This is a genomic window from Pseudomonas sp. 30_B (assembly GCF_017491605.1).
In the GTDB taxonomy this organism is placed as follows: Bacteria; Pseudomonadota; Gammaproteobacteria; order Pseudomonadales; family Pseudomonadaceae; genus Pseudomonas.
Window position 1 is genome coordinate 213,233 of record NZ_JAFGYY010000009.1, and the last position, 20,601, is coordinate 233,833.

General features: G+C 65.2%; 18 protein-coding genes. 6 read left to right on the forward strand and 12 right to left on the reverse strand.

All coding sequences use genetic code 11. From position 1 onward, the window contains the following. Nucleotide 1 precedes the first annotated feature (1 nt). Nucleotides 2–994 (reverse strand): YhdH/YhfP family quinone oxidoreductase, encoded by a 993-nt coding sequence (locus J5M67_RS12605; RefSeq protein ID WP_207885670.1) that lies wholly within the window; start codon nucleotides 992–994, stop codon nucleotides 2–4. Between the two features lie 62 nt (nucleotides 995–1,056). Further along, nucleotides 1,057–2,085 (reverse strand): protease SohB, encoded by a 1,029-nt coding sequence (gene sohB, locus J5M67_RS12610; protein ID WP_207885671.1) that lies wholly within the window; start codon nucleotides 2,083–2,085, stop codon nucleotides 1,057–1,059. Nucleotides 2,086–2,296: 211 nt separating this feature from the next. On the opposite strand from sohB, the gene J5M67_RS12615 reads away from it, so the two are divergent. From J5M67_RS12615 to J5M67_RS12630, 4 genes are all read left to right on the forward strand, one after another. Next, complete coding sequence (locus tag J5M67_RS12615) at nucleotides 2,297–3,007, forward strand: histidine phosphatase family protein (RefSeq protein WP_207885672.1); 711 nt, start codon at nucleotides 2,297–2,299, stop codon at nucleotides 3,005–3,007. Between the two features lie 59 nt (nucleotides 3,008–3,066). Continuing rightward, entirely contained in the window at nucleotides 3,067–3,378 is a 312-nt protein-coding gene (locus tag J5M67_RS12620) for an SCP2 sterol-binding domain-containing protein (RefSeq protein WP_207885673.1), read from the forward strand. A 292-nt stretch (nucleotides 3,379–3,670) separates the two neighbouring features. Continuing rightward, entirely contained in the window at nucleotides 3,671–4,738 is a 1,068-nt protein-coding gene (locus tag J5M67_RS12625; RefSeq protein ID WP_207885674.1) for a phosphotransferase family protein, read from the forward strand. 27 nt (nucleotides 4,739–4,765) lie between these two features. Continuing rightward, nucleotides 4,766–5,533: an SDR family oxidoreductase gene (locus J5M67_RS12630; RefSeq protein WP_207885675.1), complete on the forward strand. Its 768-nt coding sequence runs from the start codon at nucleotides 4,766–4,768 to the stop codon at nucleotides 5,531–5,533. Between the two features lie 147 nt (nucleotides 5,534–5,680). On the opposite strand, the gene J5M67_RS12635 is transcribed toward J5M67_RS12630, so the two are convergent. Further along, nucleotides 5,681–6,325, reverse strand: coding sequence for a hypothetical protein (locus J5M67_RS12635; RefSeq protein ID WP_207885676.1), 645 nt, complete (start codon nucleotides 6,323–6,325; stop codon nucleotides 5,681–5,683). Between the two features lie 159 nt (nucleotides 6,326–6,484). On the opposite strand from J5M67_RS12635, the gene J5M67_RS12640 reads away from it, so the two are divergent. Next, nucleotides 6,485–7,267: a TSUP family transporter gene (locus J5M67_RS12640; RefSeq protein WP_207885677.1), complete on the forward strand. Its 783-nt coding sequence runs from the start codon at nucleotides 6,485–6,487 to the stop codon at nucleotides 7,265–7,267. 4 nt (nucleotides 7,268–7,271) lie between these two features. Here the strand turns inward: J5M67_RS12640 and nudC are convergent, their stop codons facing one another. The 9 genes from nudC to J5M67_RS12685 form a co-directional block, all read right to left on the reverse strand. Next, on the reverse strand, nucleotides 7,272–8,108 hold the full coding sequence (gene nudC / locus J5M67_RS12645; RefSeq protein ID WP_207885678.1) for an NAD(+) diphosphatase: 837 nt from the start codon (nucleotides 8,106–8,108) through the stop codon (nucleotides 7,272–7,274). Further along, on the reverse strand, nucleotides 8,108–9,781 hold the full coding sequence (locus tag J5M67_RS12650) for a ferrous iron transporter B (RefSeq protein WP_207885679.1): 1,674 nt from the start codon (nucleotides 9,779–9,781) through the stop codon (nucleotides 8,108–8,110). Before J5M67_RS12650 ends, nudC begins: the two co-directional genes overlap by 1 nt. A 42-nt stretch (nucleotides 9,782–9,823) precedes the next feature. After that, the gene (locus J5M67_RS12655; RefSeq protein WP_207885680.1) at nucleotides 9,824–10,636 is read right to left on the reverse strand and encodes a crotonase/enoyl-CoA hydratase family protein; all 813 of its coding nucleotides are present in this window, start codon (nucleotides 10,634–10,636) and stop codon (nucleotides 9,824–9,826) included. 235 nt (nucleotides 10,637–10,871) lie between these two features. Continuing rightward, the gene (locus J5M67_RS12660) at nucleotides 10,872–12,215 is read right to left on the reverse strand and encodes an amino acid permease (RefSeq protein WP_207885681.1); all 1,344 of its coding nucleotides are present in this window, start codon (nucleotides 12,213–12,215) and stop codon (nucleotides 10,872–10,874) included. Between the two features lie 217 nt (nucleotides 12,216–12,432). Beyond that, nucleotides 12,433–14,619 carry a bifunctional diguanylate cyclase/phosphodiesterase gene (locus tag J5M67_RS12665; RefSeq protein WP_207885682.1) on the reverse strand — a complete coding sequence of 729 codons (2,187 nt, stop codon included), beginning with the start codon at nucleotides 14,617–14,619 and terminating at the stop codon, nucleotides 12,433–12,435. Nucleotides 14,620–14,719: 100 nt separating this feature from the next. After that, nucleotides 14,720–16,972 carry an arginine/lysine/ornithine decarboxylase gene (locus tag J5M67_RS12670; protein ID WP_207885683.1) on the reverse strand — a complete coding sequence of 751 codons (2,253 nt, stop codon included), beginning with the start codon at nucleotides 16,970–16,972 and terminating at the stop codon, nucleotides 14,720–14,722. Between the two features lie 707 nt (nucleotides 16,973–17,679). Beyond that, nucleotides 17,680–18,417: a DNA polymerase III subunit epsilon gene (gene dnaQ, locus J5M67_RS12675; protein WP_207885684.1), complete on the reverse strand. Its 738-nt coding sequence runs from the start codon at nucleotides 18,415–18,417 to the stop codon at nucleotides 17,680–17,682. Nucleotides 18,418–18,489: 72 nt separating this feature from the next. After that, nucleotides 18,490–18,933 (reverse strand): ribonuclease HI, encoded by a 444-nt coding sequence (rnhA, locus tag J5M67_RS12680; RefSeq protein ID WP_207885685.1) that lies wholly within the window; start codon nucleotides 18,931–18,933, stop codon nucleotides 18,490–18,492. Nucleotides 18,934–18,944: 11 nt separating this feature from the next. After that, the gene (locus J5M67_RS12685; RefSeq protein WP_207885686.1) at nucleotides 18,945–19,706 is read right to left on the reverse strand and encodes a class I SAM-dependent methyltransferase; all 762 of its coding nucleotides are present in this window, start codon (nucleotides 19,704–19,706) and stop codon (nucleotides 18,945–18,947) included. Between the two features lie 86 nt (nucleotides 19,707–19,792). Here J5M67_RS12685 and gloB point away from each other — a divergent pair, with 86 nt between their 5' ends. After that, the gene (gene gloB / locus J5M67_RS12690; protein WP_207885687.1) at nucleotides 19,793–20,572 is read left to right on the forward strand and encodes a hydroxyacylglutathione hydrolase; all 780 of its coding nucleotides are present in this window, start codon (nucleotides 19,793–19,795) and stop codon (nucleotides 20,570–20,572) included. Nucleotides 20,573–20,601 lie beyond the last annotated feature (29 nt).

The following is a 20,601-nucleotide window of genomic DNA, read 5'->3' on the forward strand; positions in this document are numbered from 1 at the left end:
ATCAGCCGAGATTCACCAGCACCCGGCCAACCAGCTTGCCGGCGAGGATCTGGTGAATGGCAGCCGGCAGATCGTCGAGGGTGACTTCGCGGACGGCCGCTTCGAGGTTGTCGAGCTTCCACTGCAAGGACAGCTTGTCCCACATGGATGCCTTGACCACCAGGGGCAGCTCCACCGAGTCCACGCCCAGCAGGTTCACGCCGCGCAGGATGAAGGGCAGCACGGTGGCCTTGAAGGCGGCGCCGGCGGTCAGGCCGCAGCAGGCGACGCTGCCGCCGTATTGCAGCGACTTGACCACGTTGAACAGGATGTCGCCGCCCACGGTGTCCACCGCGCCGGCCCACTGCTCGCGCAGCAGCGGCTTGTCGACGCCGTCGGAAACGGTGGCGCGATCGAGGATCTGCCGCGCGCCGAGACGGTTGAGCAGTTCGGCCTGTTCCAGCTTGCCGGTGGCAGCCGCCACGGTGTAGCCCAGTTTCGCCAGCAGCATCACCGCGATGCTGCCCACGCCGCCGGTGGCGCCGGTGACCAAGACGGGACCGGAGGACGGCGTCACGCCGGCGCGCTCCAGCTTGTCGACGCACAGCGCGGCGGTCAGGCCGGCGGTGCCGAGGATCATGGCTTCGCGCAGCGACAGGCCCTGCGGACGCTTGATCAGCCAGGCCGCGGGCACGCGGATGTACTGGCCGAAGCCGCCCGGTGTGTTCATGCCCAGGTCGTAGCCGGTGACGATCACCTCGTCGCCCACCGCGAATTCGCCCACCGAGGACTCCTCCACCACACCGGCGGCATCGATGCCGGGGGTGTGCGGGTACTTGCGGGTGACGCCACGGTTGCCGCTGGCGGACAGCGCATCCTTGTAGTTCAGCGAGGAATACTTCACCCGCACCAGCACTTCGCCTGCCGGCAGATCGGCAACCTGCCGCTCGGTCACTTGCAGGTCGTACACGCCGTGCGCCGACTCGGTGACCCACAACGCCTTGAATGCACTCATCTCGACCCTCCTCTTTCGAATTCGCTAAAACGGGCGCGATCCCGGCGCCCGACGACAATCATTCATTGCCAGAAACGGCTGCGCCCCAGGCGGTCCCACCAGGTCACCAGCACGCGGTCGATCACGCCGCTGACGCCCACGCCGAAGCGTTCCTGGATGGACTTCTTCTGTACGTAACTGAGCTGGTAGACATCCGCCTCGCGGGCGCGTTCGGCCAGGTATTCGTCACTGGTCTTGAGCTCGTCCACCAGCTTCTTGCCCAGCGCCGCCTGGCCCAGCCAGACCTCGCCGGTGGCGATTTCGTCGATGGCCAGCTGCGGGCGATAGTGGACGACGAAACGCTTGAACAGCTCATGGGTGGTTTCCAGGTCTTCCTGGAATTTCTCGCGGCCCTTGTCGGTGTTCTCGCCGAATACCGTCAGGGTGCGCTTGTACTCGCCGGCGGTGAGCACCTCGAAATCGACATCGTGCTTCTTCAGCAGACGGTGCACGTTGGGCAGCTGCGCCACCACGCCAATGGAGCCGAGGATGGCGAAGGGTGCGGATAGGATGCGTTCGCCGATGCAGGCCATCATGTAGCCGCCGCTGGCCGCAACCTTGTCGACGCAGACGGTCAACGGCACGCCGGCCTGGCGGATGCGCGCCAGTTGGGAAGCGGCCAGGCCATAGCCGTGGACCATGCCGCCGCCACTTTCCAGTCGCAGCACCACTTCGTCGCGCGGGGTAGCGAGCGACAGCAGCGCGGTCACCTCATGGCGCAGTTGCTCGGTGGCCGAGGCCTTGATGTCGCCATCGAAGTCGAGCACGTAGACGCGGTTCTTCTCGCCGCCCTTCTTCTTTTTCGCGTCCTTGGCCGACTTCGCCTCGGACTTGCGCAGGGCCTTCAACTTGGCCTTCTCCAGCACGCTGTGCTGCAGGCGCTCGCGCAGCTCCTTGTAGAAGTCGTTGAGCTTGTGCACCTCCAGGTGTCCGCTGCCGCCGCGACGGCCACGACCGCGCAGCGCGGCGATCACCACCAGGACGATGACGATGGCCACCACCACGGTGAAGGTCTTGGCCAGGAAACCCGCGTAATCCGCTAGAAACTCCACTCACATCCCCTTTTACGATTCTGGTCGAGCCCGCCAGGCGAGCGCAGCGAATCCCGCAAGCATACCCACGCCGCAGGCCCGCCACCAGCGCTGGCAAACCGCTGTATCAGTCCAGCGAATGGCATTCAAACAAGCGTATGTTTTTTCGTTGACAGCCCCAGGTGATCCTCATAACCTCCCCGGAACTTTCAGCCCTGCCGAGATACTGCGCGTGGGAAGCATCTACCTGATTCGACATGGCCAGGCTTCGTTCGGCGCCGACGACTACGACGTGCTCTCGCCCACCGGCGTGCGCCAGGCGGAAGTCCTCGGCGAACACCTGGCGAACCTGGGGCTGCGCTTCGACCGCTGCGTCAGTGGCGACCTGCGCCGCCAGCGCCATACCGCCGAAGCGGTGATGGGTCGGCTGAGCGACGCCGGCATCGCCACCCCGGCGCTGGAAATCGACTCCGCTTTCAACGAATTCGAAGCCGATGCGGTGATCCGCGCGCACCTGCCGGACCTGCTGGAAATCGAACCGCAGGCGCTGCACATCATGCGCAACGCCGCCGACCACCGCGCCGAGTTCCAGCGCCTGTTCTCCACCGTGATCGCCCGCTGGGTCTCCGGCGAACACGCCAAGGATGGGCTGGTAAGCTGGGCCGAATTCCTCGACACCGTCCACGGCGGCCTCAAGCGCCTGCTGGAACAGGCAAGCGGCAAGGACAGCATCGGCGTGTTCACCTCCGGTGGCACCATTACTGCGATGCTGCAGCTGGTCACCGGCATCCCGGCGCTGAACGCCTTTGAACTCAACTGGCAGATCGTCAACACTTCGCTCAACCGCCTGAAGTTCCGCGGCAGCGAAGTGGCCCTGGCTTCCTTCAACAGTCACGTGCATCTGGAATTGTTGAAGGCGCCGGAACTCATCACCTATCGCTGAGTACCGGCCCATTGCGACCTTGACCGTCGCGCGAGAAAACCTAGAAAAGGAATAGAACCATGAGCGTTGCTGACATCGTTTCCACCATGAAGAGCAAGTTCAACGCCAGCGCGGCCGCCGGCCTGGACCTGGTGTTCCAGTTCAACATCGAAGACGGTGACAACCACTATCTGGTGGTCAAGGACGGTACCTGCGAAGTCGTCCAGGGCGACGCCGAGTCCCCCAACGTCACCCTGATCATGGACAGCGATACCCTCAAGGGCATCACCAGCGGCGAAACCGACGGCATGCAGGCTTTCATGGCCGGCAAGCTGCGCGCCGAAGGCGACATGATGCTGGCGATGAAGCTGGGCGAACTGTTCCCGGTCTGATCCGAGGCGACCTGCCCGAGCAGCACGAAAAACCGGAGTCCATGACTCCGGTTTTTTTATGCCCGCGCCCATGTGCAGCCCGCGAATCAGGCAGCCTGATCGAGGCTCAACACGGGCGCCAATAACGGCTTCGAACGCTTGTTAGGGACAGGGGCCGACATTAGATTAGCCAATGATCACCCGGCGCCATCATTGCTCTGTCTGATCCAGCCAGAGCCGGACGCCGACCTGCGCGCCACCTCGCGCGGTGCCTTGGGCCCCGTGGGGAAGACCAGTAGAAGAAGGGACCAGCATGTCGTTGACTGACCAGACCATCCGCTCCCGCGAAGGCGAAGAACTCGATGCCGCCGTGATCGACGGCTACCTCCGGGAGCACATCCCCGGCCTGCAGGGGCAGCCGCGTATCAGCCAGTTCCCCGGCGGCGCGTCGAACCTGACCTACCTGATCCAGTACGATAACCGTGAGCTGGTGCTGCGCCGTCCGCCCTTCGGCAAGAAGGCCAAGTCGGCCCACGACATGGGCCGCGAGTACCGCATCCTGAACCAGCTCAACGACGGCTTCCCCTACTGCCCCAAGGCATACACCTACTGCACCGACGAGTCGGTGATCGGCGCCGAGTTCTACGTCATGGAGCGGGTCAACGGCATCATCCTGCGCAGCGAACTGCCCAAGGAGCTGAACCTCGACGCCGACAAGACCACGGCCCTGTGCAAGAGCTTCATCGACAAGTTCGTCGACCTGCACAACGTCGACTACAACGCCTGCGGCCTGGGCGACCTGGGCAAGCCCGAAGGCTACGTGCAGCGCCAGATCGGCGGCTGGATCGACCGCTACGAGAAGTCCCTGACCCCCGACGCGCCGGCCTGGGAACAGGTGAAGGTGTGGCTGCGCGAGAAAATGCCGGCCGACCACCACAAGCCGGGTATCGTCCATAACGACTACCGCTTCGACAACGTCATCCTCGACCCGAACAACCCGATGCAGATCATTGGCGTGCTGGACTGGGAGATGACCACCCTGGGCGATCCGCTGATGGACCTGGGCAACACCCTCGCCTACTGGATCCAGGCCGACGATCCGCAGCCGATGCAGATGCTGCGCCGCCAGCCCAGCCACGAGCCGGGCATGCTGACCCGCCAGCAGTTCGCCGACTACTACGCCGAGCGTGCCGGCATCCAGATCGACAACCTCGATTACTACTACACCTACGGCCTGTTCCGCCTGGCCGGCATCATGCAGCAGATCTACTACCGCTTCTTCCACGGCCAGACCCAGGACAAGCGCTTCGCCACCTTCATCCACGCCAACAAGCTGCTGGAACAGGTGAGCCTGCAGGTCATCGGCAAGTCCCGCCTGTAACGGCGCCCCAGAACAAGGAGAACTCCCATGTCCAAGACCCAACTGTTCGACCTCGACGGCAAGATCGCTTTCGTTTCCGGCGCCAGCCGCGGCATCGGCGAGGCCATCGCCAAGCTGCTGGCCCAACAGGGCGCCCACGTGATCGTTTCCAGCCGCAAGATCGACGGCTGCCAGGCCGTGGCCGACGAGATCATCGCCGCCGGCGGCAAGGCCACCGCGATTGCCTGCCACATCGGCGAAATGGAGCAGATCCAGAGCGTCTTCGCACAGATCCGCGAGCAGTTCGGCCGCCTGGACATCCTGGTCAACAACGCCGCCACCAACCCGCAATTCTGCAACGTGCTGGACACCGACCTGTCGGCCTTCCAGAAGACCGTCGACGTGAACATCCGCGGCTACTACTTCATGTCCATCGAAGGCGGCAAGCTGATGAAGGCCAACGGCGGCGGCAGCATCATCAACGTCGCCTCGGTCAACGGCGTCACCCCGGGCGAGTTCCAGGGCATCTACTCGGTGACCAAGGCCGCGGTGATCAGCATGACCAAGGTCTTCGCCAAGGAGTGCGCGCAGTTCGGCATCCGCTGCAACGCCCTGCTGCCAGGCCTGACCGACACCAAGTTCGCCTCGGCGCTGGTGAGCAACGACGCCATCCGCAATGTCGCCCTGCAGCGCATCCCGCTCAAGCGCGTGGCCGACCCGAGCGAAATGGCCGGCGCCGTGCTGTACCTCGCCAGCGATGCCTCCAGCTACACCACCGGCGTGACGCTGAACGTGGACGGCGGTTTCCTCGCCTGAGGCTGGGCACCGAATTGAAAAAGGGAGCCGGTTGGCTCCCTTTTTCATGGGCGGAACATGGGCTTTTCGTAGGAGCGGATTTATCCGCGATTTCTTCACGGCGGATGCCAATCGCGGACAGAGTCCGCTCCTACGCAAGCACGCGGATCACTGCCAGGTTTTCAGGGCCTGGATCGCCGCAGCATTCATCGGCTCCGCCGTCAGACCACCCGGCCCGTAGCGCACGGCGAACACCGCCTGGTCGGCCATCGGCAGATAGTTCACCCGCCCGGCCTTCGGGACGAAGGTCAGCAGGTCATGCTGGCCGTCGCGCAACCAGCGCCATAGATCGATACCGAACACGTCCGCAATCAGCGGTACCTTACGCCCCTGCGCCTGCTGCTCGACCGCCAGGAAGCGCCCGCTGAGGTCCTCCAGGCGATACCCCGGCGCCAGGCCGATCAGCCGTGCCAGCCCCCGCCACTCCAGTACCCGAGCATCCAACTGCCAGAGATCGCCAGCCAGCTCCACGCGGCGCTCCTGATCCCCTTCCAGCAGCGTCACCTCGAAGCGCTGAGGACTCGATTGCTTGAAACTGAGCGTGACCAGCGGACGTTCCTGCGGCAATGGGTCGTAGCTGCGCAGATCCCAGGCCACCAGCCCCACCAGCACGGCGAGGGCGATGAATGCCAGGCCCGCCATGCCCCGCAGCCAGCCGAGAAACCAGTGACGGTCGAACAGAATGCGGCCCGCCACCAGCAGGGCCAGCAACGCGACGAAGGCAATGACCCAGGCCAGACCGTCGTACTGCATCGAATGATTTCCTTACACGTGGAATTGCCGGCATTATGCGCACCGCGTACCTGCGCGGCCAGCCAGACCGTCGCAGCTTTCGGGCCCGTTAACGTTTCCCTGCCGTCCCCATTCCTTACAAAGGAGCGGGACGACGGGCCCCCGATCAAGGCCGATCCCATGCCCTTCGAACTCGTTGTCGACCCCACCACCCTCGTCATCCTCGCCGGCGTCGCCTTCCTTGCCGGTTTCATCGACGCCATCGCTGGCGGCGGCGGACTGCTGACCATCCCCGCCCTGCTCACCGCCGGCGTGCCGCCGCACCTCGCGCTGGGCACCAACAAACTGAGCTCGACCTTCGGCGCCGCCGTCGCCAGCTACACCTTCTACCGGCGCAAGCTGTTCCACCCGCGCCAATGGCGCAACGGCATCATCGGCACCGCCATCGGCGCCGCACTGGGCGCCTGGGCCGCGCACCTGATGCCGGCGGAATGGCTGAACCGAATGCTGCCGGTGGTGGTGTTCGGCTGCGGGCTGTACCTGCTGTTCGGCAAGACGCCGGAAGCCCCGCTGGACGCCGATCCGAAGATCGCCCAGGGCCGCCAATGGCCACAGGGCCTGGGCCTGGGCTTCTACGACGGCGTAGCCGGCCCCGGCACCGGCGCCTTCTGGACCGTCAGCACCCTGCTGATGTACCCACTGGACCTGGTGCGCGCCAGCGGTGTGGCGCGCAGCATGAACTTCGTCAGCAATATCCTCGCCCTGGCGGTGTTCGTCGCCTCCGGCCAGGTGATCTGGGTGATGGGCCTGTGCATGGGCAGCGCCCTGATGATCGGCGCCTACTTCGGCGCGCGCACCGCCATCGGCGGCGGCGCCAAGTTCATCCGCCCGGTGTTCATCCTGGTGGTACTGGCGCTGACCGTGCGCCTGGCGTGGCAGCACTGGTTCAGCGCGGGCGCCTGAAACCTCAGGCGCCGGACAGAATGGGGTCGGGCCGGCCGGCGCGGCGCGCCAGGTACAGCTCGATCAGGTAGCGGGCGATGGAACGCCCGGCCGGCAGACGCGGCAGGTCGTCGATATGGAACCAGCGGGCGTCCTCGATCTCGTCCGGCTGCATGACGATCTCGCCGCTGGCGTATTCGGCGTGGTAGCCGAACATCAGCGAATGCGGGAACGGCCAGGGCTGGCTGCCGATGTAGCGAATATTGGTGATCTCCACCCCGACCTCTTCGCGCACCTCGCGGGCCACGCAATGCTCCACTGACTCGCCCGGCTCGACGAAGCCGGCCAGCGTGCTGTACACGCCGGGGACGAAGCGCGGCGAACGCGCCAGCAGCAGTTCATCGCCACGGGTCACCAGCACGATCATGCTCGGCGACAGCAGCGGATAACGCTGGATGCCACACGCCTCGCACTGCATGGCACGGTCACGGGGCATGCGCAGGTTGGATTGGCCGCAGCTGCCGCAGAAGCGGTTCTGCCGCCACCAGATGCCGATCTGGCTGGCGAAGCCAAGCATGGCGAAGATGTCTTCCTCACCCTCCAGCATGAACTGGCGCAGACCAATCCAGCTCGCCCCTTCCAGCGGGTCCGGGCGGTCGATTTCCAGCAGGTACACCGGCTCGCCGTCGAAGTGGCCGATGGCATGCTCGGAGAGTACCGCCAGGTCCTGGCGCTTGAGCCAGTCACGGGGGAACAGTACGCCGTTGCTGTCGCCGAGGAACTGCTGCTGGCAGTGGGCAACCGCCCAGCCACCATTGGCAGCCACCTCGAACATCGAGGATTCCCAACGTCCGGTACGCATCAGGCGGCCACCGTCAGGCCGAGCGCCTTGACGCTCTCGCTGGCGACGTCCAGCACGTCGGGTTGGCCTTCAGGCCGCATCATGGCTCCACCCTCCAGGTAATACTCCAGGCCGGTCAGTGCATCGGCCAGGGTTTCCAGCATCTGCTCGGACGGCATCTGCGTCGTCTCGATCATCTGCCCCTGAATGTAATCGGCACAGGCGCCGACTAGCAATGCTGCGCGCTCCTGGCCCAGGAACCAGAGACCGCCGCGCACCGCCTGCAGACTGAGGGGCACGTTGGCCAGGTGCAGCTTGTCGCCGTTGGATTCCAGGTACGCGGTGATCGCCCGCTTGGCCAGCGCAAGGCCCGCCTGGGCCTCGTCGATCACCACGATGCGCGCCTCGGCCAGCTGGTGCACAGCGAAGGATTCCTCCTCGCCCAGCGGCACCGCACGCGTGCTCGGGCGCTCGCCGCGCTCCAGGTTGCCCACCATGCTCTCGACGTAGAGCAAGGCGTCGGCCAGTGCATTGAGGGCGCCCGCATCGTCGGCTGCGCCCTTGGCGACCCACCCCGCCACCACCGTGTGCTGGTGCTGCAGGGCGATGGATGCCGAGTTCAGGCCGACCATGCCCAGGGTCTTGGCCAGCTTGCCCAGTTGGGCATGCAGGATGCCCAACGCATCGGCCTGGGATACGCCGCGCTCGATCAGATCGAGCTGGTCCTTCACCGCAGTGAGTTCCTCACGGATCGCCACCGACAACGAACGCATCACCGACTGGCCAGGGCCGGACAGGCGCTGCGATTCGTCTTCCAGCAGATGATCGGTGAACGGCAGCGGCGCCAGGCCGAACACCTGGCGCAACTCACTGGCGCGCGGGCCGCGGGTATCGGCCAGGGCGGTGAGATAAAGCAGTTCCTTGAGCATCTGGCGCGGCGTTTCGTACTGCGGATTGCCGATCAGTTGCTTGAGCTCGCGGTCCAGGCGGGCAAATACCTGCTTGCGCGTCTTGCGCGGCAGCATCTGGGCATCCACCAGCGCCTCCAGCGCACCGGCGCCGACCCAGCACAGGCGGGTGCGCGAGGCACTGCCCAGCAGCAGGTCGAGCCTGGCCAGGGCGCGGCTCATCAGCTTCAGGCTGGGGTAGAGATTCTGTTCGCGAATCAGCCCGAGCAGGCCAACCTGGTACATCTGCCGCAACCGGCGAACCTCGCGCTCCGGATCCTCCACCTGCGGCACGGTCACCGCGCGCAGCGGGCGCGGCAGGTCCAGCCGCGCACTGAAGAAGAAACTCTCCGGCAACGTTGGCTGGCCGGCGGCCTGGCGCACGTCGTTGATCGCCGGCAGCAGCAGCTCGGGGATTTCCTGGCGATGCGCCTCGAGGTTTTCCAGGTAGCGGCGCAGCACGTAGAGCGCATTACCCAGCGCCGCCAACTGGCCGTCACGATCCTCGCTGACCCCGGCGGGAATGTCATGGGCGAGGTTCAGCGCTTCCTGGGCCAGCAGCTCGGCACCGGCCAGTTCGATCAGATTGAGAGTGCCGCGAATCTGGCTCAGGCACTCGACCGAGTGCTGCAGCAGGTTGCCGTTCTGACGCTCGGCGATGAAGTGCTCGAGGTTCTGTTCGGCCTCTTCCATCGTGGCGAACAATTCGTCGCGAACCAGACTGAGGGACGTGGCTCCGGTAACCATCGGCCTAGTGCGCCTCCTGCGCGCAAGAAGAATGAATGGGCATCAATCGGCGAACTCGGGATTCTTCTTGCTCATGTGCGCCATCATGGCGGTCTGCAGGTCCGCGGACTGCAGCATGGCGGCGTTCCAGGTGGCGATGTATTCCAGGCCATCCTCGACACGGTGGTCGCGGGCGTAGCTGATCATTTCCTTGGTGCCACGGATGGCGATCGGCGATTTGGCAGCGATCTGCCGGGCAATTTCCATGACTCCGTCGAGCAGCGCGGAGTGGTCGGCGTAGACGCGATTGACCAGGCCGATCTGCCGGGCTTCCTCGGCGTCCGCGTTGCGGCCGGTGTAGGCCAGCTCGCGCATGATGCCGTCGCCGATCAGGCGCGGCAGGCGCTGCAGGGTGCCGACATCGGCAGCCATGCCCATGTCGATTTCCTTGATGGAAAACTGCGCATCGCTGCTGCAGTAGCGCATGTCGCAGGCCGAGACCAGGTCGATGGCGCCACCGATGCAGTAGCCCTGGATCGCGGCGAGTACCGGCTTGCTGCATTTGTCCACCGCAGTGAACGAGGCCTGCAGTTCGAGGATGACCTTGCGCAGTGCGCGGGCATTGCGGCCGACGTCCTTGCCCAGATGACTGGCAGCCTGGGCCAGCAGGGCGAGGTCGATGCCGGCGGAAAAGTGCTTTCCGGCGCCACTCAGGACCACCACACGGACTTCATCCGTTTCGTCGGCCCACTGGAAGATTTCGATGATTTCCTTCCAGAAGTCGGCGTTCATTGCATTGAGTTTTTCCGGGCGGTTGATCTGCACATGGGCGATCTTGTCCGCCAGTTCGACGCGGAATGCTTTGTACTCGGTCACGGAATGTCCTCGGGAATGCCTGCTTCATGCCGGGGTGCGGCTGACCGCCGCAAGGGCCGGCATACAGTTCTTTTTTTGGCGTCAGAAACAGATGTCGGAAATCGCGTCACTATAACAAGGCAAGATCAAAAGTCGATGCCGTGGTCTGTGACACAGCCCACGGCATCGGGCTAGAGTTGGCTTGCAAATCCGCCATCAAGTACCTGATCTGACGAGATCATGCCGAAAGCGTTTTTCAGTCGCCGGCCGCCAGCGGCAGCCCCTGGGCACGGTTGCGGTACTGCCGCCAGGTGTACATCGGGATACCGGCCATGAACACCAGGAAGCCCCAGAAGATCGCCTGCTCGCCGGTGCCGTACAGCGCCCATAGCGAGTAGAGGAAGCCCAGGCAGCCGATTGCGAGCACCTGCGGACGCGAGCGCGGCGAGAAGGAGTCCGGCTTCACCGCCAACAGCTGAAGCAGCGCCGCGGTGCAGAACGCATAGGGTACGACGCCGGTCATGGTGCCGAGCAGGATGATGACGTTGAACACCTCCACCAGCTCGCCATGGCCGTCGACCATCACCAACGCGGTGACCAGCAGGCCCGAGGCCAGCAGCCCGTTGGCCGGGGCGCCGTTCTTGTTGAGCTTGCCGAGGGACTCGGGGAACAGCCCGTCACGGGCCGGCGCCACCGGAATCTGTCCCTGCAGCAGCACCCAGCCGTTGAGTGCGCCGAGGCAGGCGATCACCGCCCCCGCCGCCACCAGGTAGTAGCCCCAGTCGCCCAACAGGATGCGCGCGGCGTCGGCGAACGGCGAGGTGGACTTGGCCAGCACTTCCGGCGGCATCAGCCCCTGCACGGCAGTGATCGACAGGATGTACACCGCCGCGGCCGCCAGGGTACCGAACAGCGTGGCGCGGGGAATGGTCTTCTTCGGGTCGCGCACGTCATCTGCCGGCACCGTGGCCGATTCCAGGCCGATGAAGGACCAGAGGGTCAGCGCCGCCGTGGTGGCGATGGCCTGGGCGTAGCCCATGTTCGGCAGCTCGCTGGCCGCGGGGATGGTCAGGTAGTCGGGGTTGAAGTGGAACCAGCCGAGGATGCCCACCAGGATCAGCGGAATCAGCTTGAGCGCGGTGAGCAGGTTCTGCACCAGGGCGAACGCGGTGATCCCGCGCAGGTTGATCAAGGTGCACAGCCAGATGGCGCCGATGGCGGTGGCGACCATCAGCAGCGGGTCGGCCAGCGCCGGAATGAACACCCGCAGGTAACCCACCAGGGTCACTGCGATGGCGGCGTTGCCGATCCAGGCGGCTTTCCAGTAGGTCCAGGCGCACAGGTAGCCGGCAAAGCTGCCGAAGCCGTCGCGGGTATAGGCGTAAGGCCCGCCAGCGCCAGGGTTGAGCCGCGCCAGCCGGGCGAAGGTGAAGGCCAGCAGCACCGCCCCCGTGGTCGACACCAGCCAGCCGAACAGGCTGAGTCCACCGTAAGCCGCGAGGCTCGACGGCAGCAGGAACACCCCCGAGCCGACCATGTTGCCTACCACCAGCGCGGTGCAGCTCCAGAATCCCATGCTGCCCTTGTTCGCTCCCGCCATCTGCACTCCTTAAAGTCTGCGGCCCTGTTTTGAAGGTTCCATCCTGCCGAGCCGTTCGTGGCGAAGGCGTCTGGATTTGGACGTCACGTCCCGATCTGCCCTACAGGGTAGTCAGCTCAAGGCAAAGGAGGAAACAGTTTCCGCCGCGAATGTGCAGGCTTCGAGCGATTTCCCCGTGCGAGATCAATCCACCGGACGAAAATTCGCCTCGCGTCGCTCAGGCCAGGTTCGCTTGCCGACCGCCGATCCCGAAGACCTGCTCGAACAGGTTGGCCGGCATCGGCTTGGCGAACAGGTAGCCCTGCCCCTCCGCGCAGCGCTCGGCACGCAGGCGATCACGCTGGGCCGAGGTTTCGATGCCTTCGGCAATGGTCTCCAGCTCGAAGCCACGGGCCATGTCGAGGATGGCGCGGATCACCGAGAGATCCTGCTGGGACTCCAGCATGCCGATCACGAAGGAACGGTCGATCTTGATCCGGCTCAGCGGGTAGGTCTTGAGCAGGCTCAGCGACGCATAGCCGGTGCCGAAGTCGTCGAAGGCCAGCCCCACACCGTAACTGCGCAGCGTGCGCAGGGTTTCGAGCACCACGTCGTCATGGTCGAGCGCGATGTTCTCGGTGATCTCCAGCTCCAGGGCCTCGGCCGGCAGGCCGTGACGCTCCAGCGCCTCGAGCACCTGGGCGACCAGATTGCCCATGCGGAACTGCGCGCCGAACAGGTTCACCCCCATGCGCATCAGTGGCGCACCATTGCGCCGCCAGTAGGCAACCTGGGCACAGGCCTCATCGAGAATCCAGGCGCCAACGATTGCCGCCAGCGGGCCGCCCTCCAGCGACGGCAGGAACGCTGCCGGGGATAGCAGACCGCGTTGCGGATGCTGCCAACGGATCAGGGCTTCCGCCCCTTGCAGGGAGCCATCGCGCAGGCTCACCTGGGGCTGGTAGAACAGCAGGAACTCGCCATTGGCCACCGCGCGGTGCAATTCCATGCCATACAGGTGCCGCGCCGCCGCTTCCATCTTCAATGCCGGCACGAAGACGAAGGCATCGGCACGCCCGCTAGTCTTGGCCTTGAACAATGCAAGGTCGGCGTCACCGACCAGTTCCAGCGCTTCCTGGGCATGTAGCGGCGCGAGCGCCACGCCACAACTGGCAGCCACCCGCACTTCATGGGCATTGATGACGATGGGTTCGGCGATGCGCGCGATGGCCGCCTTGGCCAGGCGCATGGCCTGCTCGGGCGAGATCAGGTTCGGTTCGAGAATGGCAAACTCGTCGCCGCCGATGCGCGCCACCGTCGCCTCCGCGCTGGCCAGGCGCTGCAGGCGCGCGGCGACCTCACGCAGGATGCCGTCGCCCACTGCATGCCCCAGCGAGTCGTTGACGTCCTTGAAGCCGTCCAGATCGATCATCAGCACCGCAGCCGGGTGCGACTGCACCAGGATTTCCTCCGTCACCCGGTAGAAGCGCCCACGGTTGGCCAGGCCGGTGAGCACATCGACACTGGCCAGCTGACGCAGCGCCTCCTCTTCCTGGTGCAGTACCGTCAGGTCCTTGAGCACCGCCTCGAACTTGAGGGTGCCCTTCTCCGTCCAGCAGAACAGCGTGAGCCCCAGCGGCAGTTCGGTGCCGTCCTGACGCACACCGGTGATCTCCGCCGGCACCTCCATGCCGTCCAGCGAAGTGGCGTCGATGGCGCGGTTGATCAGGCTGCGGAACGCGGCGCGTCCCTTGTCCGGCAACAGCAGCTCGAACGACTGCCCGGCCCCCTCTTCCAGCGGATAGCCGTAGAGAGTGGCGGCCGCCTCGTTCCAGGCCACGATTTCACCCCAGCAGTCGAACCAGACCACTGGCGTGGGCGAGCTGCCGGCGTACTCCTCGAACAGCGGCCGGGTACGCGCCGACATCACTTCGATGCGACGCAGTTCCAGGCGGTCGGCAGCCATGCGGGCGAGTTCCCGCAGGCGCTCGCGGTCTTCGCCGGAGAAATCGTCGTGGGGCTGGCTGTCGATGATGCACAAGGCGCCCAGCGGATGGCCCTCCACCGAGAGCAAGGGCACCCCGGCGTAGAAGCGTATGCCGGAAGCCTGGGTCACCAGAGGGTTGTCGTGGAAGCGCTCGTCGCGGCAGGCGTCGGGCACCACCATCACCTCGTCCTGGGTGATGGCGTGGGCGCAGAAGGACACGTCGCGGCCCATGTCCACCTCGCCAACCCCCGTGGCCGCGGCAAAGAACACATGGTCGCTGCCGATCATGTTCACCGCTGCCACCGGCATTCCGAACATGCGCACGGCGATCTGCACCACCGGGTCCAGGCTGGGAACCAGGGCTTCATCGTCGAATCCATAGTCGGAAAGCGCACTCAGGCGTTCGCTTTCGTTCGGCAATGCCGAGGGGCAACGCATGGGGAAACCTCCCTTTTTCCTCGTTTCTCCCTTTACCCATTCCGACAAGAATAGTTGGTCTTTGAAAAAACGGCGGGCCCTGCGCCTCAGGGCCCTTCCGTCACTTGCAGCACTCCACCGTATAGCGCCGCTCGCCATTGACCTCCTGGATCTGCAGACCGTGCACGTCCGAGTCGAAGCCCGGGAAGTTGCGCTCGAAACTCCGGGCGAAGGCCAGGTAATCGAGGATCGAGCGGGTGGACTCGGTGAAGCGCTCGCCCGGCATGATCAGCGGGATGCCCGGCGGATAAGGCACCAGCATCACCGCCGCGATTCGCCCTTCCAACTGGTCGATGGGCACTGCCTCCACCTCGCCGCGCACCAGCTGCGCGTAGGCATCGGCCGGGCGCAGGGCGATTTCAGGCAGCACGGTGTACATGCGCTTCATCGCCTTGGCGGTGGCGTGATCGCGGTAGCAGCCATGCAGCTCGTCACACAGGTGGCGCAGGCCCATGCCGGCATACCGCGCGCCACCGGCCTGGGCAACGCTGGGCAGTGCATCCATCAGCGGCTCGTTGGCGTCGTAGCTGCGTTTGAACTCCAGCAGTTCGGTGACCAGAGTGCTCCACTTGCCCTTGGTGACGCCCATGGAGAACAGCACGAGGAAGGAGTACAGGCCGGTCTTTTCCACCACCAGGCCGCGTTCCCAGAGGAAGCGGCTGACCACCGCGGCGGGAATGCCCCGGGCGTCTAGGCGCCCGCCGGCGGTGAGGCCCGGCGTGGCCAGGGTGACCTTGATCGGGTCGAGCAGCACATAGTCCTCGACCGCATCGCCGAAGCCATGCCAGTCGGCATTGGGCTCCAGCACCCAGTCGGGGGTTTTCACCTCGTCGGTACCTTCCACGCCCGGCGGCTGCCAGACGCAGAACCACCAGTCGTCCTTGGCGAGGTTCTGTTGAACGTTGGCCAGGGCGCGACGGAAGCTCAGCGCCTCATCGAAGGTTTCCTGGATCAGCGAACTCCCCGCCGGGCCCTCCATCATCGCCGAGGCCACGTCCAGCGAGGCGATGATGCCGTACTGCGGCGAGGTGGAGATGTGCATCATGAAGGCTTCGTTGAAGCGCGCACGGTCGAAGCGCCGGGCGCCGCCATCCTGCACGTGGATCATCGAGGCCTGGCTGAAGGCGGCGAGCATCTTGTGGGTAGAATGGGTGGTGAATACCAGCGGACCGCTGTCCTGGCGGCTCGTGCCCATGCCGTAGCGCCCGTCGTAGAAGTCGTGGAAGGCCGCATAGGCGTACCAGGCCTCGTCGAAGTGCAACACCTCAACGCTGTCTCCCAGCGCCTGCTTGATCATCTCGGCGTTGTAGCAGAGGCCGTCGTAGGTTGAGTTGGTCACCACCGCCAGCCTGACCTTGGGTTCGCGCCCCTTGGCCAACGGACTGGCGGCGATCTTCGCGGCGATCGACTCGCGGCTGAACTCGGAGAGCGGGATCGGGCCGATGATGCCCAGCTCGTTGCGCTCGGGCGTCAGGTAGAGCGGGATGGCGCCGGTCATGATGATCGCGTGCAGGATCGACTTGTGGCAGTTGCGGTCCACCAGCACCAGATCATCGCGGCAGACCATGGAATGCCAGACGATCTTGTTCGCCGTCGAGGTGCCGTTGATCACGAAGAAGGTGTGGTCGGCGCCGAAGTTGCGCGCGGCGCGGGCTTCAGCCTCGGCCAGCGGGCCCGTGTGGTCGAGCAGCGAGCCCAGTTCCGGTACCGAGACCGAGAGGTCCGATCGCAGGGTATTTTCCCCGAAGAACTGGTGGAAGGCCTGCCCCACCGGACTCTTGCGATAGGCCACACCGCCGCCGTGGCCGGGCGTGTGCCAGGAATAGTTGGACTGCGCGGTGTGCTCCACCAGCGCGCGGAAGAAGGGCGGCAGCAGGCCTTCCAGGTATTTGCGCGCGGCGCGGCTGACCTGGCGGGCGAGGAAGGGCACGGTGTCTTCGAAGAGGTAGAGGATGCCGCGCAACTGGTGCAGGTCGGCCATGGACTCGGCCGGCGCGTTCTCGATGGTCATCTGCTCGCCGAGGGCGAAGATCGGCAGCTGCGGCGCGCGCACCCGCGCCATGCGGATCAACTCCACCACGTCCTGCAGCAAGCGCTGGTTCTCCCCCACCCCCTCGGCGGCGACCAGGATGCAGGCCAGCCCGTGGTGGGTGGAGGCGACGATGCGCCCCTCTGCGGAACTGGCGGTAGACAGGATGGTGAAGCCATCCTGCTCCAGCTCGCGGGCAATATCGCGGACCCGGTCGCCGGCCACGGTATCGGCCTTGATGTCGCGGTGAACGATGAGGATGGGGAATTTTAAGTCTTTGTACATTGTGAACCCCTGATAACGCTCTGCTGGCGTCGACCCTTACTAGAGTATGGACTCACGAAATGTAGGGGAATGCGGTCGGCTGACGGCTGTAATAAAACGTCGCGTGGGTGACAGGCAAAGCCCGTTAATTCCGAGCGCTACGCTCTGGCTCTGGCTCTGGCTCTGGCTCTGGCTCTGGAAATTGAAGACTTCCAGAGAAACCTCCGCACGCTCCGGGGCGCCCCTTCAGGAGGCCGAGTGGAATCGGAGTTTCAGGGGTTGAGCGGCATGGATGCCGCGAGAGCGTCGTCGGGCCAGGGATGGCCCGTCGATGCGTGCCCCTGAAACTTCGATGGAGCGAGGGGAGTCCCGCGAAGCGGGACCCGGATGCAGGGGCAAGCGCTTTGGTTACTTTCTCGCGTTTGAGAAAGTGACTCGCCCGAGGGGGCGAAACAAGAGACTTCCGAGCACGCCGAAGCGGCGCAGAAACACCCAAACAAGAACCAACAGCTTCGCGGACAGAGTCCGCTCCTACGCGGGCGCAAAGCGTGGGCACTTCCCGGCAAGAACAGATTCATCCGCGAAGGATTTCGCGGACAAGGTCCGCTCCTACGGAAGAATCGAGGATTATCCGGCGGCACCGGAGCTGGGCGGTTCGCGAGCAAGCTCGCTCCTACGAAAAACAAAAAGGCCCCTGCTCAGGGGCCTTCTTCAAGCAGCGCGGAGGATCACTCCTTCGGCGCTTCCATCTGCGCCCAGAGCGACGGGCCACCCGCGGACTTTTCGATTACCGCCAGGCGTGCGATATGCGCTTCGATCTCCGCATCGGTGGCGCGGATCACACGGGTCAGCCCACGCTCAGCAGCGAGACGGCGGATTGCCGTGGCCGTGGCACGCCCACTGCCGTCACCCTCGGCACCATTGCCAGCCAGCGACAGGCTGGTCTGGCCACCGGTCATCGCCAGGTAGACGTCGGCGAGAATCTCGGCGTCGAGCAGTGCGCCGTGCAGGTCACGGCCGGAGTTGTCGACACCGTAGCGCTTGCACAGGGCATCGAGGTTGTTGCGCTGGCCCGGATGGCGCTCACGGGCCATCAGCAGGGTATCGAGGATCGAGCAGTAGTCGGCGACTTCGGCGCGCTCGGTCTGCCCGATCAGGGCGAACTCGTTGTTGATGAAGCCGACGTCGAACGCCGCGTTGTGGATGATCAGCTGTGCGCCGTTGATGAACTCGAAGAACTCGTTGGCCACCTCGCGGAAGCGCGGCATGTCCTTGACGTATTCGTTGGTGATGCCGTGGACCGCGATAGCGCCTTCGTCGATCTCGCGGTCGGGCTGCAGGTAGACGTGGAAGTGCCGGCCGGTCAGGCGGCGGCCCTCGAGCTCGACGCAACCGATCTCGATGATCCGGTGGCCGTCGGTGACCGGCATACCGGTCGTTTCAGTATCGAGTACGACGCTACGCATTCTGTGTGAAACCTTCTTGCAGTTGATTCGCCCGAACGGCTCCGGGCGACCTTGATCCTGATAGCCGGACGCTTAGCGCGGCAGTTCGCTCACGCCACGGTTGGCGAGCATGTCGGCGCGCTCGTTGCCGGGGTGTCCGGTATGGCCGCGCACCCAGCGCCATTCGACATTATGCCGGTTCACCTGCTCGTCCAGCGCCTGCCACAGGTCGGCGTTCTTCACCGGCTGCTTGGCGGCGGTCTTCCAGCCGCGCTTCTTCCAGTTGGCCATCCATTCGGTGATGCCCTGCATGACGTACTGCGAGTCGGTGACGATGCGCACGTCGCAATGCCGCTTGAGCGCGGCCAAGGCCATGATGGCGGCCATCAGTTCCATGCGGTTGTTGGTGGTTTCCGACTCGCCGCCCCACAGTTCGCGCTCGGCGCCCTTGTAGAACAGCACTGCGCCCCAGCCGCCCGGGCCCGGGTTGCCCTTGCAGGCACCGTCGGTGTAGATCTCGACTTTCTCTTCGCTCATATCGCTCGTGTTCAGGACTCGGAATCGCGGCGGCTGACCTTGGCCACCGGCAGCGGCACCAGTTGTCCGCGCGGTTCGCGGCGAGGTTGGCGCAGGGGCCGCAAACCGACTACCAGCTTGCGCGCCACCAACAAATAGAAGCCGGCGCCAGAGCCCTGCAGGACGGGGCCCCAGGTCTCCATGCGGGCCAGGCGGCCCTGCCATTTCGCCGATGCAAGCGGCGGACGATAACACCCGAAGCGGCGTTTCTCCAGCGCGAATCCCAGCAGGTTGAGCCAGTCGCAGACCCGCGTCGGCGAGATGCAGCGGGCACGGCGCAAAGCGTCGCGGGCGAAGTAATGGCGGATGCCCCAGGCGCTCCAGGGGTTCACCCCGACCACCAGCAGGTGCCCGCCGGGGCGCACGCTGCGCGCGGCTTCGCGCAGCAGCCGGTGCGGCGACAGGCAGAAATCCAGGCCATGCTGCAGCAGCACCACGTCGGCGGCATGTTCGCCCAGCGGCCAGGCCGCCTCGTCGCAGGCGATCTCAACGCCCGGCAGCGGCGGCCCCAGGCGCACGCCGCGCTGGATGTTGCCGGTGCTGGCCGGCAGCTCGGCGTGGGGGCCGTAATGCACCAGGTAGCCGCCGAAATAGCGTTCCAGCTCGTCAGTCAGCAGTTGCTGCTCTTCGGCGAGCATCATTCCGCCGATCGGACCGGCCAGCCAATCGCGCGCCTGGGCGATCAGCTCCAACCAGTCGGCATCGGCCTGGGCGAAGGGTTCGGGTTCGATCATCACTACCCCCTGTGGGAGCGCGCGACACAAAAGTGCGTATCCGCACTACTATGCGCCAATGCCCATTACTTAGCGACTTTCCGGCCATGATACAGATAGACGCGCTACCCGCCTTTTCCGACAACTACCTCTGGCTGTTGCAGGATGTGACCCGCCGCCAGTGCGCGGTGGTCGATCCGGGCGATGCCGGCCCGGTACTGGCTTGGCTGGACGCCCATCCCGGCTGGACCCTGACCGATATCCTGGTCACCCACCACCATGCCGACCATGTCGGCGGCGTCGCCCAGCTCAAGGCCGCAACCGGCGCCCGCGTGCTCGGCCCGGCTGGCGAGAAGATCCCCGCACGCGACGTGGCGCTGGAGGATGGCGACCGCGTCGAGGTGCTCGGCCTCGGCTTCGACATCATCCATGTGCCCGGCCACACCCTCGGACATATCGCCTACTTCAATGGGGACCATGAGCCGCCACTGCTGTTCTGCGGCGACACCCTGTTCGCCGCCGGCTGCGGCCGCCTGTTCGAAGGCACACCGGCGCAGATGCACGCCTCGCTGAACCGCCTGGCAGCCCTGCCGGGCCAGACCCAGGTCTACTGCACCCACGAATACACCCTGAGCAACCTGCGCTTCGCCTGTGCGGTGGAACCGGAGAATCCCGAAGTCCGCGCACGCTTCGAAGAAGTCAGCCGTTGGCGCGAGCAAGGGAAGATCAGCCTGCCCTCCTCCATTGCCCTGGAACGGGCGACGAATCCTTTCCTTCGTGTGTCGGAAACATCCGTTAAGAAAATCGCCGACGAGCGGAGCGGCCAGCAAATCCGCACGCCGGACGAGGTCTTTGCGACCATTCGCCGCTGGAAGGACCAGTTCTGAGGGGTGGCGAAATCTTGACCAGGGCAGCG

Excerpts from the sequence above, each read along its gene's own strand:
- J5M67_RS12670 (WP_207885683.1), bottom strand. The coding sequence starts at position 16,972 with ATGTACAAAGACTTAAAATTCCCCATCCTCATCGTTCACCGCGACATC.
- J5M67_RS12640 (WP_207885677.1), top strand. The coding sequence starts at position 6,485 with ATGCCCTTCGAACTCGTTGTCGACCCCACCACCCTCGTCATCCTCGCC.
- J5M67_RS12630 (WP_207885675.1), top strand. The coding sequence starts at position 4,766 with ATGTCCAAGACCCAACTGTTCGACCTCGACGGCAAGATCGCTTTCGTT.
- J5M67_RS12650 (WP_207885679.1), bottom strand. The coding sequence starts at position 9,781 with ATGGTTACCGGAGCCACGTCCCTCAGTCTGGTTCGCGACGAATTGTTC.
- J5M67_RS12665 (WP_207885682.1), bottom strand. The coding sequence starts at position 14,619 with ATGCGTTGCCCCTCGGCATTGCCGAACGAAAGCGAACGCCTGAGTGCG.
- J5M67_RS12605 (WP_207885670.1), bottom strand. The coding sequence starts at position 994 with ATGAGTGCATTCAAGGCGTTGTGGGTCACCGAGTCGGCGCACGGCGTG.
- nudC (WP_207885678.1), bottom strand. The coding sequence starts at position 8,108 with ATGCGTACCGGACGTTGGGAATCCTCGATGTTCGAGGTGGCTGCCAAT.
- rnhA (WP_207885685.1), bottom strand. The coding sequence starts at position 18,933 with ATGAGCGAAGAGAAAGTCGAGATCTACACCGACGGTGCCTGCAAGGGC.
- dnaQ (WP_207885684.1), bottom strand. The coding sequence starts at position 18,417 with ATGCGTAGCGTCGTACTCGATACTGAAACGACCGGTATGCCGGTCACC.
- J5M67_RS12660 (WP_207885681.1), bottom strand. The coding sequence starts at position 12,215 with ATGGCGGGAGCGAACAAGGGCAGCATGGGATTCTGGAGCTGCACCGCG.
- J5M67_RS12625 (WP_207885674.1), top strand. The coding sequence starts at position 3,671 with ATGTCGTTGACTGACCAGACCATCCGCTCCCGCGAAGGCGAAGAACTC.
- gloB (WP_207885687.1), top strand. The coding sequence starts at position 19,793 with ATGATACAGATAGACGCGCTACCCGCCTTTTCCGACAACTACCTCTGG.
- J5M67_RS12685 (WP_207885686.1), bottom strand. The coding sequence starts at position 19,706 with ATGATCGAACCCGAACCCTTCGCCCAGGCCGATGCCGACTGGTTGGAG.
- J5M67_RS12635 (WP_207885676.1), bottom strand. The coding sequence starts at position 6,325 with ATGCAGTACGACGGTCTGGCCTGGGTCATTGCCTTCGTCGCGTTGCTG.
- J5M67_RS12620 (WP_207885673.1), top strand. The coding sequence starts at position 3,067 with ATGAGCGTTGCTGACATCGTTTCCACCATGAAGAGCAAGTTCAACGCC.